This is a genomic window from Pseudomonas sp. B7, from assembly GCF_016735645.1.
In the GTDB taxonomy this organism is placed as follows: domain Bacteria; phylum Pseudomonadota; class Gammaproteobacteria; order Pseudomonadales; family Pseudomonadaceae; genus Aquipseudomonas; species Aquipseudomonas glycinae.
The window spans coordinates 81,660-99,214 of sequence record NZ_JAERRE010000012.1 but is presented as its reverse complement, the minus strand read 5'-3'; the positions used below and the strand labels follow the sequence as shown (position 1 = coordinate 99,214).

At 53.8% G+C, this 17,555-nt stretch carries 17 protein-coding genes; 12 read left to right on the top strand and 5 right to left on the bottom strand.

Annotated features, from left to right (window positions below):
- The first annotated feature begins 40 nt into the window (after positions 1-40).
- The 5 genes from JKA62_RS24825 to JKA62_RS24805 are packed head-to-tail and all read left to right on the top strand — an operon-like array spanning position 41 to position 4,770.
- Entirely contained in the window at positions 41-1,744 is a 1,704-nt protein-coding gene (locus JKA62_RS24825) for a copper resistance system multicopper oxidase (protein ID WP_201819931.1), read from the top strand.
- An 11-nt stretch (positions 1,745-1,755) separates the two neighbouring features.
- Positions 1,756-2,646 carry a copper resistance protein B gene (locus JKA62_RS24820; RefSeq protein WP_201819927.1) on the top strand — a complete coding sequence of 297 codons (891 nt, stop codon included), beginning with the start codon at positions 1,756-1,758 and terminating at the stop codon, positions 2,644-2,646.
- A 31-nt stretch (positions 2,647-2,677) separates the two neighbouring features.
- Positions 2,678-3,052 carry a copper homeostasis periplasmic binding protein CopC gene (copC, locus tag JKA62_RS24815; protein WP_011335143.1) on the top strand — a complete coding sequence of 125 codons (375 nt, stop codon included), beginning with the start codon at positions 2,678-2,680 and terminating at the stop codon, positions 3,050-3,052.
- A 3-nt stretch (positions 3,053-3,055) separates the two neighbouring features.
- Positions 3,056-3,919: a copper homeostasis membrane protein CopD gene (gene copD / locus JKA62_RS24810; RefSeq protein WP_201819924.1), complete on the top strand. Its 864-nt coding sequence runs from the start codon at positions 3,056-3,058 to the stop codon at positions 3,917-3,919.
- Between the two features lie 59 nt (positions 3,920-3,978).
- Entirely contained in the window at positions 3,979-4,770 is a 792-nt protein-coding gene (locus JKA62_RS24805) for a transporter substrate-binding domain-containing protein (RefSeq protein ID WP_201819922.1), read from the top strand.
- A 3-nt stretch (positions 4,771-4,773) separates the two neighbouring features.
- Here JKA62_RS24805 and JKA62_RS24800 read toward each other — a convergent pair whose 3' ends face one another.
- The gene (locus tag JKA62_RS24800) at positions 4,774-4,983 is read right to left on the bottom strand and encodes a hypothetical protein (RefSeq protein ID WP_129974277.1); all 210 of its coding nucleotides are present in this window, start codon (positions 4,981-4,983) and stop codon (positions 4,774-4,776) included.
- Positions 4,984-5,135: 152 nt separating this feature from the next.
- Positions 5,136-5,495, bottom strand: coding sequence for a DUF6124 family protein (locus tag JKA62_RS24795; protein ID WP_007955862.1), 360 nt, complete (start codon positions 5,493-5,495; stop codon positions 5,136-5,138).
- 599 nt (positions 5,496-6,094) lie between these two features.
- Between JKA62_RS24795 and JKA62_RS24790 the strand changes: the two genes are divergently transcribed.
- Both JKA62_RS24790 and JKA62_RS24785 read left to right on the top strand, forming a co-directional pair.
- Positions 6,095-7,249: a DNA cytosine methyltransferase gene (locus JKA62_RS24790; protein ID WP_201819920.1), complete on the top strand. Its 1,155-nt coding sequence runs from the start codon at positions 6,095-6,097 to the stop codon at positions 7,247-7,249.
- 23 nt (positions 7,250-7,272) lie between these two features.
- Positions 7,273-9,018: an ATP-binding protein gene (locus JKA62_RS24785; protein WP_201819918.1), complete on the top strand. Its 1,746-nt coding sequence runs from the start codon at positions 7,273-7,275 to the stop codon at positions 9,016-9,018.
- Positions 9,019-9,181: 163 nt separating this feature from the next.
- On the opposite strand, the gene JKA62_RS24780 is transcribed toward JKA62_RS24785, so the two are convergent.
- Positions 9,182-10,258, bottom strand: coding sequence for a DUF262 domain-containing protein (locus JKA62_RS24780; protein WP_201819916.1), 1,077 nt, complete (start codon positions 10,256-10,258; stop codon positions 9,182-9,184).
- On the bottom strand, positions 10,255-11,007 hold the full coding sequence (locus JKA62_RS24775; protein ID WP_201819914.1) for an FRG domain-containing protein: 753 nt from the start codon (positions 11,005-11,007) through the stop codon (positions 10,255-10,257). Before JKA62_RS24775 ends, JKA62_RS24780 begins: the two co-directional genes overlap by 4 nt.
- 173 nt (positions 11,008-11,180) lie before the next feature.
- Here JKA62_RS24775 and dusA point away from each other — a divergent pair, with 173 nt between their 5' ends.
- Both dusA and JKA62_RS24765 read left to right on the top strand, forming a co-directional pair.
- Complete coding sequence (gene dusA / locus JKA62_RS24770) at positions 11,181-12,176, top strand: tRNA dihydrouridine(20/20a) synthase DusA (RefSeq protein WP_115078624.1); 996 nt, start codon at positions 11,181-11,183, stop codon at positions 12,174-12,176.
- A 75-nt stretch (positions 12,177-12,251) separates the two neighbouring features.
- Positions 12,252-12,632 (top strand): DUF2388 domain-containing protein, encoded by a 381-nt coding sequence (locus JKA62_RS24765; RefSeq protein WP_236676654.1) that lies wholly within the window; start codon positions 12,252-12,254, stop codon positions 12,630-12,632.
- On the opposite strand, the gene JKA62_RS24760 is transcribed toward JKA62_RS24765, so the two are convergent.
- A complete protein-coding gene (locus JKA62_RS24760) occupies positions 12,633-13,466 on the bottom strand; it encodes an undecaprenyl-diphosphate phosphatase (RefSeq protein WP_201819909.1) in 834 nt (277 codons plus the stop codon).
- Positions 13,467-13,972: 506 nt separating this feature from the next.
- Between JKA62_RS24760 and JKA62_RS24755 the strand changes: the two genes are divergently transcribed.
- From JKA62_RS24755 to JKA62_RS24745, 3 genes are all read left to right on the top strand, one after another.
- Complete coding sequence (locus JKA62_RS24755) at positions 13,973-14,713, top strand: winged helix-turn-helix domain-containing protein (RefSeq protein WP_201819906.1); 741 nt, start codon at positions 13,973-13,975, stop codon at positions 14,711-14,713.
- Positions 14,714-15,004: 291 nt separating this feature from the next.
- A complete protein-coding gene (locus JKA62_RS24750) occupies positions 15,005-15,664 on the top strand; it encodes a winged helix-turn-helix domain-containing protein (protein ID WP_201819903.1) in 660 nt (219 codons plus the stop codon).
- Between the two features lie 382 nt (positions 15,665-16,046).
- On the top strand, positions 16,047-17,441 hold the full coding sequence (locus JKA62_RS24745; protein ID WP_201819900.1) for an undecaprenyl-phosphate glucose phosphotransferase: 1,395 nt from the start codon (positions 16,047-16,049) through the stop codon (positions 17,439-17,441).
- Positions 17,442-17,555 lie beyond the last annotated feature (114 nt).

Sequence of the window (17,555 nt, the reverse complement as noted above, 5' to 3'; positions counted from 1 at the left end):
TTAGCCTCCCCGTCATTGGTCAAACGGGGACTTCCAGCGCATGCCATCCACCACCTCAAGACGCACCTTCGTCAAAGGCCTCGCCGCCGGCAGTCTGCTCGGCGGCCTCGGCCTGTGGCGCACGCCGGTCTGGGCCTTGAACAGCCCCGGCCAGATAAATGAACTGAGCGGCACCGACTTCGAGCTGTTCATCGGCGAAACCCCGGTCAACTTCACCGGCCAGCCCCGCACCGCCATGACCATCAACGGCAGCCTGCCCGGCCCGCTGTTGCGTTGGCGCGAAGGCGACACCGTGACGCTGCGGGTGCGCAACCGGCTCAAGGACAGCACGTCGATCCACTGGCACGGCATTCTGCTGCCGGCCAACATGGACGGCGTGCCCGGCCTGAGTTTCAAGGGCATCGAGCCGGGTGGCGTGTACGTTTACCAGTTCAAGGTTCGCCAGCACGGCACCTACTGGTATCACAGCCATTCCGGCTTGCAGGAACAGGCCGGGGTCTACGGGCCGCTGGTGATCGATGCGCGGGAACCAGAGCCGTTCCAGTACGACCGCGACTACGTGGTGATGCTCAGTGACTGGACCGACGAAGACCCGGCCAGCTTGATGAAGACCCTGAAAAAACAGTCCGACTACTACAACTTCCACAAACGCACCGTCGGCGATTTCATCCACGACGTCGGCGAAAAAGGCTGGGGCGCCACCGTCGCCGATCGCACAATGTGGGCGCAGATGAACATGAACCCCACCGATATCGCCGACGTCAGCGGCGCCACGTACACCTTCCTGATGAACGGCCACGCCCCGGATAACAACTGGACCGGCCTGTTCCGCCCCGGTGAAAAACTGCGGCTGCGACTGATCAACGGCTCGGCCATGAGCTACTTCGACGTGCGCATTCCCGGATTGAAAATGACCGTGGTCGCCGCCGATGGCTTGCACGTCAAACCGGTCAGCGTCGACGAGTTGCGCATCGCCGTGGCGGAAACCTATGACGTGATCGTCGAACCCGCCGCCGACGCCTACACCCTGTTCGCCCAGGCCATGGACCGCACCGGCTACGCCCGAGGCACCCTCGCCGCCCGCGCCGGTTTGTCGGCTCCGGTGCCGGCGCTGGACCCACGCCCGCTGGTGACCATGGACGACATGGGTATGGGCGGCATGGACCATGGTTCGATGGACATGAGCGCCATGGATCACTCAAGCATGAACATGGGTCCGATGCAGTCGCACCCCGACAGCGAAAAGGACAACCCGCTGGTGGACATGCAAGCCATGACCACCGCCGCGAAACTCGACGACCCCGGCCTCGGCCTGCGCAACAACGGTCGCCGCGTGCTGACCTACGCCGACCTGCGCAGCACGTTCGAAGACCCGGACGGCCGCGACCCGAGCCGCACCCTCGAGCTGCACCTCACCGGCCACATGGAGAAATTCGCCTGGTCATTCAACGGCATCAAGTTCTCCGACGCCGAGCCCCTACGTTTGAAGTACGGCGAGCGAATCCGCCTGGTACTGGTCAACGACACGATGATGACCCACCCCATCCACCTGCACGGCATGTGGAGCGATCTGGAAGACGAAAACGGCAATTTCCAGGTGCGCAAACACACCATCGACATGCCGCCCGGCACCCGCCGCACTTACCGCGTGACCGCCGACGCGCTCGGCCGTTGGGCCTATCACTGCCATCTTCTGTACCACATGGAAATGGGCATGTTCCGCGAAGTGCGGGTGGAAGAATGAGGACGCCGACCATGACTCGATTTGCCGCGTTTTCGTTGTCACTCCTGTCGATGGCCCAGGCCTTCGCCGCCAGCGACATGCAGGGCATGGATCACAGCCGGATGGCTGACATGCAAGGCATGGATCACAGTCAAATGACCGACATGCAAAGCATGGACGACGGCATGATGCAGCCCGCCGCGCCGACCGAAAGCCGCACGCCGATCCCGGCGCTGACCGACGCCGACCGCGCCGCCGTGTTCACCAGCCACGCCGGGCATCAGGTCCACGACAGCGCCATCAACACGTACTTCCTCGCCGACAAACTTGAATGGCAGGACGCCGACGACGCCAGCACCCTGGCCTGGGATTTGTCCGGCTGGATCGGCGGCGACATCGATCGGCTGTGGCTGCGCTCCGAGGGCGAACGCAGCAACGGCAAGACCGAAGACGCGGAAATCCAGGCGCTGTGGGGCCACGCGATTTCGCCGTGGTGGGACGTGGTCAGCGGCGTGCGCCAGGACTTCAAACCCGGCGCCCCGCAAACCTGGGCCGCGTTCGGTCTGCAAGGCATGGCGCTGTACAACTTCGAAGCCGAAGCCACGGCGTTCCTTGGCGAAAACGGTCAGAGCGCGCTGCGGCTGGAGGGCGACTACGACATCCTGCTGACCAATCGCCTGATCCTGCAGCCCACCGCCGAACTCAACGTCTACGGCAAAAACGACCCGCAACGCGGGATCGGCTCGGGCCTCGCGAACACCGAAGCCGGGCTGCGCCTGCGCTATGAAATCCGCCGCGAATTCGCGCCCTACATCGGCGTGACCTGGAACCGTACCTACGGCCGCACCGCCGATTACGCACGGGAAGAAGGCGAGGATCGCAGCGAAGCGCGACTCGTCCTCGGCGTGCGGCTGTGGTTCTGAATCCCATCAAAAAACAACACCGAGGTCTTGCATGCGCACATTAAAAATCTCCCTCGTCCTCGCCAGCGGTTTGCTCCTGAGCACCCTGGCCCAGGCCCATCCGAAACTGCTGTCGTCGACCCCGGCCGAAGGTGCCGACGGCGCGGCGCCCGGCAAGATCGAACTGCGTTTTTCAGAGGATCTGCTGACCCAGTTCTCCGGCGCCAAACTGGTGATGACCGAAATGCCAGGCATGGCCCACTCGCCGATGCCGATGAAGGCCAAAGTCAGCGCCGGCAGCGACCCGAAAACCATGCTCGTCACCCCGCTCGCACCGCTACCCGCCGGCACCTACAAGGTCGAATGGCGCGCGGTGTCGTCGGACACGCACCCGATCACCGGCAACGTCACGTTCAAAGTGAAGTGAGCGATGGCTGAACTGATCAACATCCTCCTGCGTCTGGCGTTGTATGTGGATTTGCTGATGTTGTTCGGACTGGCGTTGTTCGGGCTGTACAGCGTTGACGCGGTGCTGCGGTTTCGGCCGATGCTGCGCGGGATGGCGTTGATCGGGGCGCTGCTGTCAGTGGCGGGACTGGTGCTGATGACCCGCGCCATGAGTGGCGAAACGGAGTTCGCGGCGCTGTGGCCGCACCTGCAAATGATGGTGCTGGAAACCGACGTCGGGCTGGCGTGGACGCTGCGGATGATTGCGCTGATCGCCGTGGTGATCTGGCCGGGATTGTGGCTGGCATCGATGGCCGGCGCCGTCGCCCTCGCCTCCCTGACCTGGAGCGGACACGGCGCGATGGATAACGCGTGGCACCTGCTCAGCGACATCCTGCACCTGCTCGCGGCGGGTGCGTGGCTGGGCGCGATGCTCGCGCTGATCTTGATGGCGCGGCTCGACGCACTGTGCAGCGAAGCGCGCATTCGCTCGCTGGCGGATTCCGTCAAACGCTTCGAAGGCGTCGGCGCGGCAATTGTGCTCATCCTCTCGATCACCGGCGTGGCGAATTACCTATTCATCGTCGGCCCGACACTGGGCGAAGTCCTGCTCGGCACCTACGGGATTCTGCTGGCGATCAAGGTTGCGTTGTTCGGGGGAATGTTGGTGCTGGCCGCGTTGAACCGCTTCCACCTCGGGCCGTTGCTCGAACAATCGTTGCGCGCCGGGCAGCATCAAGTGGCGGCAAACGCCTTGCGCCGCAGCGTGGCATTGGAGCTGGTGATTGCGCTGTTGATCGTGGGGCTGGTGGCGTGGCTGGGCACGTTGAGCCCGGAACCGGGATGACACCCGGCAAACGCATTCACTACACTGGCCCGCACTCCCACTGCACAAGCCCGATCTCCATGACAATTCCAAAAAGCACGATGATCTTCTGCGGCCTGCTGGCCATCGCCGGCGCCGCCCAGGCACAAGAACCGGCCTCGCACCTCGACACCATTCAGCAACAGGGCCAGTTGCGTGTCTGCACCACCGGCGACTACAAGCCCTACACCTTCAAACGCCCGGACGGCGGATTCGAAGGCATCGACATCGCCATGGCGCAAACCCTGGCCGACAGCCTCGGCGTCAAGGTCGAATGGGTGCAGACCACCTGGAAAACCCTGATGCCGGACATGCAGGCCGGCAAATGCGACATCGGCGTCGGCGGCATTTCGGTGACCCTCGAACGCCAGAAAAAAGCCTTCTTCAGCAACACCCTCGACGTCGACGGCAAGATCCCGCTGGTGCGCTGCGCCGACCAGTCCAAATACCAGACCATCGACCAGATCAACCAGCCGAACGTGCGCCTGGTCGAACCCGCCGGCGGCACCAACGAAGCCTTCGTCCACGCCTTCCTGCCCAAGGCGCAACTGGCGTTGCACGACAACGTGACCATCTTCGAACAACTGCTCGACAACAAGGCCGACGTGATGATCACCGACGCCTCCGAAGCCCTCTACCAACAAAAACTCAAACCCGGCCTGTGCGCCGTCAACCCGAGCCAGTTCATGCAATACGGCGAAAAAGCCTACCTGCTGCCGCGCGACGACATCAGCTGGAAACTCTACGTCGACCAGTGGCTGCACCTGAGCAAAGTCACCGGCAAATACCAGAAAGTCCTGAGCGAATGGATCGCCGTACCCGCGGCCCAGTAACCCTCAATCGTCATGCATCAGGCCGGAGCTGTACTGGTTGAAACTGTTACCGATATTGCTCCCGCCGAACTTCAACGTATTCACGTTCCGCGCCTGCAGCGACTGACAGTCACTGGAGAAACAACTGGTGGTGGTCAAGCCACCGGAGCCGGAGCAGGCGCTTAAAACCGAGACGGTGGCGACGATCAACAGCGCTTTGAGTGGATTGTTCATGGTGTGTGGCGCTCGGGTGGGGTCGGGATCTTGTAGAGGGATCGTAGGCCTGTGCGGGTAGCGGGAAGATGAAACTTGTGGGGTTTTCAGCGTGGGTTCAGGTTGAACCCACGCCTGACGATCAACCCTCCACCGCAGAGGGTTGCCCGAACCTACTTCGGCTCGACGTTATCCAACGCCTGATTCACCGCCAACGACCCCAACATCACCAACTGCGCAATGCCGATGGCGGTTTTGCGGTGGGCGGGCTCCAGGGTGGCGGCGAAATTGTTGAGCATTTCGGAGGCTGATCCCAGGGATTCGCTGGCGTTGGCGAGCAGGGATTCGGTGTCGTAGGCCGGGTTGGCGAAGTACATCGGGTCATGTTGGGTGTGGCTGCCCATGATCCGTTGCTGTGGGGTGAGGTAATGATCGAGGGCGCGTTCGGCGGCTTCGTTCAGGGTTCGTGAATCGGGGAATTTGTAGGGGGAAACCGGATCGGTTTCTGGTGGGTTGGGTGTTGGTTTGAACATGGATGAAACTCCTAACACTTTTAGTGAAGGCTTCACCCTTTCGCTACCAAACGAAGGGTGGCGGCCATGAACAGGTTGGTAGACCGGGTGTTAGGAGCCGGCGCGCCCGAAGACGCCCTGTACATGACCACCATAGACCCCGGCCGAAAGCACGACCGGAGACGATGACGCTGTACATCTAACACACGGGCTACCAAACCCGGCCACTGGTTTTCAGTGACCCGAGAACGATAAAAGCCACGGGCTAGACGCACAAGCCGGCGGATTCTGTCTTAGGTGTAGGGGGTGGCGCAAGGATGTGTAGGGTTTGGATGACTACGGGAAGGCTCACTTAAACGAATGAAAAACTAAAAATAAATAGATCCGTCCCTTTTTGTTCTTTGGTCTGCATATACAGGACCTCGCCGACTACATTGATCGCCAACGCCAGAGCTACAGAGGAGCAAAACAGGCTGCTGGGACGTGGCCGGCCTTGCACTTCGGAGACAAGCATTAAGCGCCGCGCCACATGAAGGGCAAAGCGGCACAAAGCCATACCTGAAGACGACAAACGAAAAATCCGAAGGTATGCTACGCGCAGTTTTTACTTTGAGGTTTGAATGGAAACGTTCACGGACACGCCCAGCATCGTTGACCTATTTTCTGGTTGTGGCGGTTTTTCGTTAGGTGCCGAACTATCGGGCTTTCATACGCTTGCCGCAATTGATATTGACTCAACTCTTCAATCAGGCTACAAAAAAAACTTCCCCAATACAAAAGTTTTTGAAGGCAATGTAGCCGACATACAACTAAACGACTGGAAGGTTTTAATTGGCAACAAACGCCCCCATGGAATTATAGGCGGCCCACCATGCCAAGGCTTTAGTCGCATAGGAAAAAGGCAGAAGGATGATCCGAGAAACGATCTGGTTCATCACTTTTATCGCCATGTTAAAGAGCTTCGCCCTAAGTTTTTTGTGATGGAAAATGTCCAAGGGATCTTAGACGAAGAAAACATTGAAACGTTAACAAATGGCATCGGACAAATTTCCGAAATATATACAATATTAGGGCCTTTCGTCATTAATGCCGCAGACTTCGGCGCGCCAACAAATCGATACCGAGTATTGGTAATTGGCTATGACCCTAAAGAAATATCATCCTTGACAATCGAGCAATTTATCACAAAAAAAGTAAAAAAATATACAACTGTAAAAGACGCAATTTCCGATTTGCCGGCCCCAACTAAAGATACTAAAAACTACAACGATTACTCTTGGACCCCTTACCCAAGTCAAGATAAGAAAAACTTATCACCTTACGCAAAAAAAATGAGAACACCTCCGCCTAAAGGTATTGGATGGCCGGAAAGCGTAAAAAAACTTAAAGATGGTTTTATCTCTGGTCTAACGGAGACTAAGCACTCTGAAGAGATTTCGCTACGATACAAAAATACACCAAATGGCAAGCCAGACCTTATTAGCAAGTCGCATAAATTAAGTTGGGACGGTCTGAGCCCAACACTCCGGGCTGGTACAGGGTCGGATAAAGGGTCATTTCAAGCAGTCAGACCCTTGCACCCGTCTGAAGGTCGAGTCATCAATGTACGAGAGGCAGCTCGACTTCAGGGATTTCCCGATTGGTTCGTATTTCATCCAACAAAGTGGCATAGTTTCCGAATGATTGGAAATAGTGTCTCGCCCTTAGTTTCGCTAGGAATTATGAGCGTAATCATGACCGCCATGACACAAAACAACCAGAACAAAGTAGCTTGAGAGAGCAAGGGAGAGCAGCCGCAATGAGTGCCATTGGTGAAGAGTTCACAGTTGATACTCGGCCAAGCAAAGAGGTCGTAGTAGACAGTTTAATCCGTGACATAACAATTGAAGCCTGCATCTTCGATCTAATAGACAATTCCATAGATGCCGCTCGCGACACTCTATACAAACTTGACCCAGCACTTGCACGCGACTCTTCTCCTGCCAGCTATGAAAACTTCAAAATAAAACTAACCATCGATGGTGAAAAATTCATCATTACTGATAACTGTGGGGGAATATCTCAACTTGATTTGTCCACTGCGGCGCTTCGGTTCGGACAACGCTCGAGCCACGATTCAGGTATCGGTGTATTCGGAGTAGGACTCAACAGAGCGATTTTCAAGTTGGGCCGTGACATAAATCTTGACTCAGATACTGGAAGAGAGCGCTGTACGCTTACGTTAGACACCACGGAATATCTCAAAACTGAGAACTGGAATTTGCCCGCTACAAGCCTTCCCTCTCAAGGAAAGGTTGGCACGACACTGTCCATAAATAAAATTGCTGGGGAAACTTCTCGTAAGTTTTCAGACGCGGCCTGGGAAGCAGACTTCATAATTGAAATTGGCAGACGTTACGGAAAATATCTAGAAAAAGGTCTCGACATCAGCATTAACGATGTAGAAATACAAAGCGAACTAATCAAAATTCGCACCGACAGCCATTATGATACCGACCGAAAGTTTTTCAAGCCCTCGGATGAGGTATCGGTACACATTGAAGCAGGCCAACATATCAAGCACAAATTCAGCGTAGAGACAGGAGGAGATAAAAACAACTCACGCGAACTAACCAAGCAGTATGGCTGGACAATTTTTTGTAATGATAGAGCGGTAATAGTTTCTGATCAAACATGGAAAACAGGTTGGCTTGGCAAGTTCCACACTCAATTTTATGGTTTTGTCGGAAACGTATACTTTTACAGCAAGCATCCTGAGAAACTACCTTGGAGCACCACCAAGACTGATGTGGACCTCAACAACCCCGCTTATCAAACCACACTTGAGGAAATGAAAAAATTCACCCAAAAATGGAGAGTCTTTTCTGACAAGATGAAGGAAATCAGAGCTGGGCGTGGAAAACTTCCACCAATCCCCACGCCTGCTGCTATATCTACACCTCCCAAACCGATTCCGACCGCCACTGCGCCAAGCAATCCGACGACTACAAAATCTCCCGCTGCCAAACCTGTAATAAAGCAGCCAACACATAAATTAGATCACAATACATTTGAAACACTACTACCAATTGAGATGGACGAGCTATATTGCGATGACAAACATCTCGCACTGGTTCATGAAGCGAAAATTATAAATCTCAATCGAACCAGTTACTCAGCACTCTTGCTCATGAGAACCCTATTCGAAGTAAGCTCCATCTGGTTCCTTATCCGAAAAGAAATGTACACGCCATTAAAAAAATCTATCATTGAAAAACGCAACTCCGAGCGACAAAAGACAGACAGGGCACCGCTGAGCAAAGTTGAAGAGAACAACGCAAGCCCTACTCTCGACGAAATAATAGTTTACTTAGAAGCAAATGAAACTGTTTGGGATGATGCCAATCGAAAAAGCATCAAACACAGCTTAAAAAAATTCGCACAGCACAAAGAAAAGCTTAATAGCGCAGTCCACAGTCACTTTCAGCCAATCAGTAAGCTGGAGGCATTCCAAATGCGAGATGAAGTACTTCCAATATTGCGATACTTACTCACCGCGGACTAACGCCTCCCGTAATAAACAGCTATGTAGACTCATAGCTGTTTATTACTTAACTTACAAGGCTTCCACTTCCAATCCTTGTACGTACCAAACAATTGGACCAGATTTATCTACCACCTATGAAACCACAACAAAATAAACCTGCCCCCTTTCTCAATATCACTCGTTAAATTTCCAACTGAGTCACACCGATGGTTTTACATATAATTGACAACCGATCTTTGATATTTGACGCATCATTGGTTCCCTGCTGAGAGAGTCGATCAAATTCCAACAAATCAAATTTAGCATCAAGATAATTATCTTCTGCAACCTCTCTATTCGATTTAACCTCATCCCTAAACTTCATTAATGCTTTTCTAGAAAACCTCTTAGTCTGTGCATTAATCAAAGCGCTTTTTGCACAAAGATAGTATAAAACAACCCCACCTTGAGCTCTTAGCAGCTCATCACGATCAACAAAAACACTAGACATATAATCAAGGACAGAAGTAACACTATCGCTTAATGCTTTAATCTTTTTAGCACTACCAGACTTGTAATTTTTTACCATCGCATCAAGGTAGACTTTTTTCGTATCAAGTATTCTGCCTTCATTACCAATACACTCTTCCACAAACAGCAACCGACAGGCCACTTCCATGTACTGATATCGGCGATTATTGAAAGAAATCTTTTCAAGAAAAAAATCATGTTCAGATATTTCACGAATCGCTTTAACCATTCCACCACCAAACGCATTTCTTTTTTCAGCAGCATTCAGTGGAACTGCTTCATTCAATCGTGAAAACATATCTTCGATCAATTCAACATCGTCGGTTCCTACGCCTACGATCGGCAAAACGAAAGAGTCGAATTTAATTTTAATTTTCGGATACTCGGAAGCGATATCCGAATAACCAAGACTAGCAATCTTAACATCAGCATCAGCTTGATATTGAATATCATCAGAAAGAGTAAACTTCCCTTCAATAAACTGCCAGATTGTCTCAAGCCTCTGCCGACCATCGATCACGGCATACTGAAATCCAGACGCTTTTTTTTCAGCGCGATCATACTCATGAAGGTATATTTTAGGAATATCATAATCATTAAGTATGGAGTCAATAAGAAGTTGCTTTTTCTCTAGCGTCCAAACCCCGCCCATCCGTTGATAGTCAGGATCCAATCTAATTTGGTCCTTCTCAGAGTAGATTCTAAGGATAGTACTGTGTTGAACTGGAAATGTTTCTATATAGCTCATACCAGATCCCTCCGAATATTGTGCCCTATACTAGCCAGCTCTGGAAACAAGCTAAATCTAGAAAACCCTAGAAGATTTAACTGCGACAACAACAACTGCTTTTTTTCTTGGGGAATTACATACTTCACACAATGACTGCCATCACCAACTTTTTCTATAGGTAATATTTCCCGATGATGAATAGTAAATACGCCTTGTTGTGCTTGTATACGAGGGTTATTCCTAGTAGCTATAGTAGCAATCGGTGAAAGCTTAGTCCTATTTGGCCCCTGAGCCAGAGTTTCAATTGAATAATTTATCAATTCCTGATCATCAAACGAAGGGATAAAAAACTCCTCCTGCTCATCACGGATACTTGCCTGACCATTTAACTCACATGGCTTCAGCGCCCAGATAACCGCATCAGCTCCCTGATGACTAGCATAGCTTTCAACAGCAAAATATAACGCAACTAACGGACTTTCACTCCAATCTAAAAGCCGTGTAGGAAGTTCATAATGCTGCATAAGAAACATCCAAGCAAATGAACTCCCCGGATCCTTCTCCAATAGCATATTTGCATTTTGTTTAAATCGTTTCAGGATCGTTGACTCAGAGACCTTAGACTCCTGACGACAAAAGCTAGGCATCAATCCCCACTTTGCATCAGCCTGTCCTCGGAACCAAACGGGTCCTTTGTATCGGCCAAAATCTTCCTCTAGCCTTTCTATCAACTGCGATACAGAACCGATTCCTTCATTATCTTTCATGAGTCCATCCACTCTTATGCCCACCCAATAATGGCACAGAGCCTTCACAAACCTCAAAAGCAAAGCAGAAAAACATCAGAAAATTGTCATTTACTCAGTCGGTATGTGCCAGCCCGGCTTTTCATTCCTGATAAACTCCCCCACCTCCCAGCCACACCGATTCCGTACCCCCAATGCCCCCAATCACCGCCACACCTGCCCCACTCTCCCGCCGTTTCTCCGTCGCGCCGATGATGGATTGGACTGACCGCCACTGCCGGTACTTCCTACGCATCCTGTCGAAAAACGCCCTGCTCTACACCGAGATGGTCACCACCGGCGCTCTGCTCAACGGCGATCACGAGCGTTTCCTCCGTCACAACGAAGCCGAGCACCCGCTGGCGTTGCAGTTGGGCGGTAGTGTTCCGCTGGACCTGGCCGCTTGCGCGCGTATGGCGCAGGAGCACGGTTACGACGAGGTGAATCTGAACGTTGGCTGCCCGAGTGATCGAGTGCAGAACAATATGATCGGGGCGTGCCTGATGGGGCATCCGCAGTTGGTGGCGGATTGTGTGAAGGCGATGCGTGATGCGGTGTCGATTCCGGTGACGGTGAAGCATCGGATCGGGATCAATGGGCGGGACAGTTATGAGCAGCTGTGCGATTTCGTCGGCACGGTGCGGGATGCCGGGTGCACCAGTTTTACGGTGCATGCGCGGATTGCGATTCTGGAGGGGTTGTCGCCGAAGGAGAACCGGGACATTCCGCCGTTGCGTTATGACGTGGCGGCGCGGTTGAAGGCGGATTTTCCGGAGCTGGAGTTCATTCTGAACGGCGGGATCAAGACGATGGAGGCCTGCCATGAGCATTTGCAGACCTTTGACGGCGTGATGCTAGGGCGCGAGGCGTATCACAATCCGTATCTGCTGGCCGAGGTGGATCAGCAGTTGTTCGGCAGCAGCGCGCCGGTGATCAGCCGGGCCGAGGCGCTGGCGCAGTTGCGGCCTTATATAGCCGAACATTTGCTGGCCGGCGGCGCGATGCATCACATCACCCGGCATGTGCTGGGCCTGGGCACCGGGTTCCCGGGCGCGCGCAAGTTTCGTCAGTTGTTGTCGGTGGATATCCACAAGGCGAAGGATCCGCTGGCGTTGCTGGATCAGGCGGCGGAGTTGCTGGCCGGGCGTTGATCGACGCTTGGAGCGTGTGGGCAACGAATGAGCGTTGCCCGGTGTTTTGCTGTACTGACAGGATGTCTTTTGGTTATGCCCGCGTTCAGCTGTGTTTTATTCAAGCGTTTCACCCTCCTCGCTTTACTCTCGACTCTCTATGCAAGCGCCTATGCATCCTGTGATTTTTCGAAGGGGTGCGGCAACGGGGAAAATGGCCCTTTTCAATCTACCCAAATGTCTGGTTTTCTGGTTTTCACGACGACGATGGTCACAGTCGACGGGATGTCGGACATTTCCGGACTGAAAAAACGTGTGTATTCGGTAGAGGAAATAGAAGCGGCACGTTATTTCCTCGCCAGTGACGGCATGCTGCAAGCCGCGTATTTCACCTCGGCGTTGCAGCGGTTTCGTCAGGATTCGCCCGACTCTGAATTGAATGACCTCGCCGTCGCTGCGCTGCTCAGCAGTCAGTAATCAGCTTGCCGCCGCAGCCGTCCAGTTCACCCAGCCGAATTGCCAGGTGGCAAGGATCAGCAAGCCGAAGCCGATCCGATACCAGGCGAAGGTGGCGTAGCTGTGGTTTGCAATGAACTTCAGCAGGCCGCGCACGGCGATCATTGCAAAGATGAACGCTACGACGAAGCCCAGGGCGAAGACCGGCAGGTCGCTGCTCTGGAACAGTTCGCGGTACTTGTAGCCGGAATACACTGCGGCACCGACCATGGTCGGCATTGCCAGAAAGAACGAGAACTCCGTGGCGGCCTTGCGTGACAGGCCGAACAGCAAACCGCCGATGATGGTGGAACCGGAGCGCGACGTGCCTGGAATCATCGCCAGGCACTGTACGCAACCGATCTTCAGCGCGTCGGCCCACTTCATGTCGTCCACATGGTCGACATTCACTACATGATCCCGCTGCTCGGCCCACAACATCACGATGCCGCCCACGACCAATGCAACCGCTACGGTGATCGGGTTGAACAGGTATTCATGAATCGTGTCGGCGAATAACACGCCGAGAATGACCGCCGGGAAAAAGGCGATCAGCAAATTGCGGGTAAAACGCTGGGCATTGCTTTGGGTCGGCAGGCCTTTGACGATCTCGAAGATCTTCGGGCGAAACTCCCAGACCACGGCCAGAATGGCGCCCAGTTGAATGATGATGTTGAACGCCATGGCGCGTTCGCCGCCGAACTCCAGCAAGTCGGCAACAATAATCTGGTGGCCCGTACTGGAAATGGGCAGGAACTCGGTCAGGCCTTCTACCGCCCCAAGAATCAGCACCTTGAACAAGGTCAGTAAATCCATTAATCCTCCGTCAGAGCGCTCTTTGCGGGCGCCCTGTTAAATGCATTCAGGCATTGAGTATCTGAAGTAAAACAATTGGCAGATGCACACCCATTGCCCGACTCGGGGACGGAGAATATGTCTTATCAAAAGCCACACTCAAGGCATGTTAATAAACGTCCGTGTGTGAACTTGTCGACGTTATAGCCAAAAGACAGGCCTGCCCCTAAAATGTGACCCACCTCACACTGCTCTGATACGTATGCAGTTGAGTGATGGCCAAGGGACATAAAAACAGCTCGCGATAATTACAAAATAGTGGCACCATTCCATATTGCCACCATCTAACGACCTCAATTCCGTTAGTTCACAGCCCCGAAAAAATCAACTAAAAGCTTGAATCGCTTAATTATTGTTAGAAAACTCGGGAGCCACGTCTAAAATTCGTCCAAATGTTACCAATTGTCAGTCACAGATGAGAACCGGTGCTTTAACATCCCGATGTCAGCACCTTTTCGAGTCAATGCATGATGCTCACAGGTAACTTAGCGACTAGAAGCCCGCGCCGCACAAGCGACGAACCAGGTGTTCTCACCCTGGGTCGTACCCGTGGCGTGGCTGAACACTTTAGCGCGCTAATCGCGAAGCATGTGCAGAGCGGTGTGGCTGTTGAAGCCGACGCCTACATTAGTTCATATCAGCACAACGAATATCACGGCCTGTATCGGGCGATCTTCATTATCATCGACAGCCCTCAGGCACTCGAAGATAACCTTGCGCTGGTGGAAAACCTGCGCAACGACAACTTGAAGCCTATTATTTGTGCAGTGATCACAGGTCGCGGCGCCCACAACAAGATCAAGTACTTTCTGGCCGGTGCCGACTTCTGTATCAAACTCAATACCTTGTCCGATGAAAGCGCGGAACTGCTGGGTGAGTTCTTCGACAGCGAAGAATGGCAGCGGGATATCAGCCTGGTGCTGGACTCCACCCGCATCTGCCTCTCGGACACCAGCAAGAAACTCGATATCTCCTTTGCCGAAATGAAGATCCTGCAAGCCTTTGCGCAGACCGGCAATCACATTCTCAGCCACGATGAAATCGCCAGCATCATGGGGCTGAACACCCAATTCTACGACCCTCGGGCGCTGGAAAAATCCATCAGCCGCTTGCGTGGGAAAATCAAGGACGTGTACGGTACGAACGCCATACAGAGCATTCGCGGGTATGGCTATCGTCTGATGAGGGGGTTGATCTCAACTCCTTGATTCAGGGAAAACACTCTTTTGCAGCATACGAGGGAACGTCTGATGCAACGCTTCAAACATCCGCTTTCTCATAGTTTTAACCGCGTCACATATCTAATAAAAAGCTGTCAATTGCATGAGCGCTGCAACACTTAAACATAACAATAAACCATTACTCTAACGCAGACCGAGTGGAACTTATCGAGGCCATCTTTGGGCCCAGACCCTGCCTGATCGATTAATTCCGAGGAAAACATTGCTCGCCTGCCATTATTTTTTCGCCAAATTTGGTGTGTACTTTAGGAGAGAGACATGGAAACCAGCACGACCCTCCCAAGAAAATACTTTGTTGTCGTGACTAACAGCTCAGCGTCGCAGCGCGAACTCGAGAGCATTCTCTCCAGTGAGCGTTTCAATTCGTTTGGCACGTCTCAGGCACAAATGTTTATTGAAGGTGTTGCTTCGCCCTCTTCCACTCCGATGCTGATGGAGTTCACTTACCCACGCGGCACAAGGAAGCATGTCGCACCCAGCATTGAACATGATACCCAGCGCATATTGGCCACCCTCGAATCGGAATGGCTGGCAGCACAATCGGCGCATTCATTCCACAACTCCACGGCCATGTCCGAAGACCCCACTGACACTTCCCGAACGATCGAGTCCGACGCGCCCTGCACTGAAGCCTGGCATCTGGACAATGATCAGGGTGCATTGACGAAAGAGGGTGTCGAGATCAGTCTCACCGGGCTCGAAACCGCCCTGGTGCGCAAAATGCTTCACCATGAAGAGCGTGTTGTCAGTCGGGACGATCTGATCCTCAGCATCGGCCGCGAGCCGGAGCAATACCGGGGACTGGAAATGTGCCTGAGCCGTCTTCAAGACAAATTCAAGAACGCCAGCAACGGTGAACGATTGTTTCGTGCCGTGCGCAATCGCGGTTATTGCCTGATCCAGGAAGTTGTTGCCTAAACAGCATCCCCCACTACAAGACAAACAGATACAAGTGCGATTACAAAAATAAAAAAGCACTCTGTTTGGTTTCACCCCTCCCTGGTTATACCCGCCTCCTGACCCCACCTACGATAGCAAACACAATATTGATTATTCACCCCCTGCCTTTCGACCTTTTCTAACGTTTGAATATTGGAAATTCAAATAAGTTGGCATTGTGCCATCTTGTTAGAACTCGTCAGACAGCATCCCCGGCAATAACTTAGTCTATTGACTGACGACAGTTCCGCATTCCGGCGTTGTTACCTCAGGACACTGGCTCAAACAACAATAACAAGTCTGCTTAACAACTCGGTTTTCTACTGTCGAAACCTGAATGGACGTCTTTTGGGGATATCGTATGGATCTTTCTCTTCGTATCAATCGAAACACCGGCCTCAAGGGACTGACCTTTTGGGGCCAATGGGCGCTGGCACAGACTTTCATTGTTTCACTGTTGTTCATACTGGCCGAACAGCACACCGGCACCGTCGAGTTCTACTATCGGATGTGCACGATCCTTGCGGTACTGGCCTCAGTGCCGGCTTATACCTTCAGCGGCGCGTACCGAAAGCGAGACAATTACCTGACCGGGCTGGGTCGACTGTTCGTGGGCTGGTTCATGACCATGGCCGGGCTGGCGTTCATCGCCTTCATCTGCAAGGCCGATGCGCTGTTCTCCCGCCAGGTCATCCTTGAGTGGGCGGTGTACGGCTTCCTCGGTCAGGCGCTGTTGTACGCACCGCTGCATGCGTTCTCGAAGTTCTACCAGCGTTCGCGCAAAAGCGAACACAAGACCCTGATCGTCGGCACCGGCGAACTGGCACTGGGCCTGGCGAAGAAGTTGAGCCAGCACGAAAACCTGCCGCTGGTCGGCCTGGTCAGCAACGGCGATACCCCGTCGCTGGAAGCGGACGCTCCGCGCGTTGTCGGCGCTCAGGACGAACTGCTTGAGCTGATCCAGACCCACGACATCCGCCGCCTGTACATCACGCTGCCGCTGTCGGAAGCCGCCAAGATCGAAGCCATGTACGTCGATCTGCTGGATGCCAACGTTGACGTGGTCTGGGTGCCGGACCTGAACAGCCTGACGCTGCTCAACCACTCGGTGAAAGTCGTGGACGGTCTGCCGGCGATCTACCTCAACGAAAGCCCGCTGACCAGCCGCCCGACCGCCGCGCTAAGCAAGAGTCTGGTGGAAAAAGCCGTCGCCCTGTTGGCCATCATCCTGTTGAGCCCGGTGCTGCTGGCCGTGGCGCTGGCGGTGAAGCTCACCTCGCCGGGTCCGGTGTTCTTCAAGCAGGATCGCCACGGCTGGAACGGCAAGGTGATCAAGGTCTGGAAATTCCGCTCGATGCGCGTGCACGATGACCGTGAGGTCAAACAGGCCAGCCGCAACGATTCGCGCATCACGCCAGTCGGTCGCTTCATCCGTCGCACTTCGCTGGACGAGCTGCCGCAACTGTTCAACGTGCTGCAAGGCCACATGGCGCTGGTCGGCCCACGTCCGCACGCCGTGGCGCACAACAACTACTACTCGGGCAAGATCCTCGCCTACATGGCCCGTCACCGAATCAAACCGGGCATCACTGGCCTGGCACAGATCAGCGGTTGCCGGGGCGAGACAGACACCCTCGACAAGATGGAAAAGCGTGTCGAGATCGACCTGAAGTACATCAACAACTGGTCGCTGTGGCTGGATGTGAAGATCCTGGTGAAGACGCCGTTCACCCTGTTGTCGAAGGATATTTACTGAGACGCAGGGCTTGAGAAGGCAACACCGCAAGGGGACGAAAGTCCCCTTTTTTGTGGGCGGGATTTGGGGGTTGACGGAGGGCTCTGCGGCCGAGGAAAGTCTGATGATTTGATG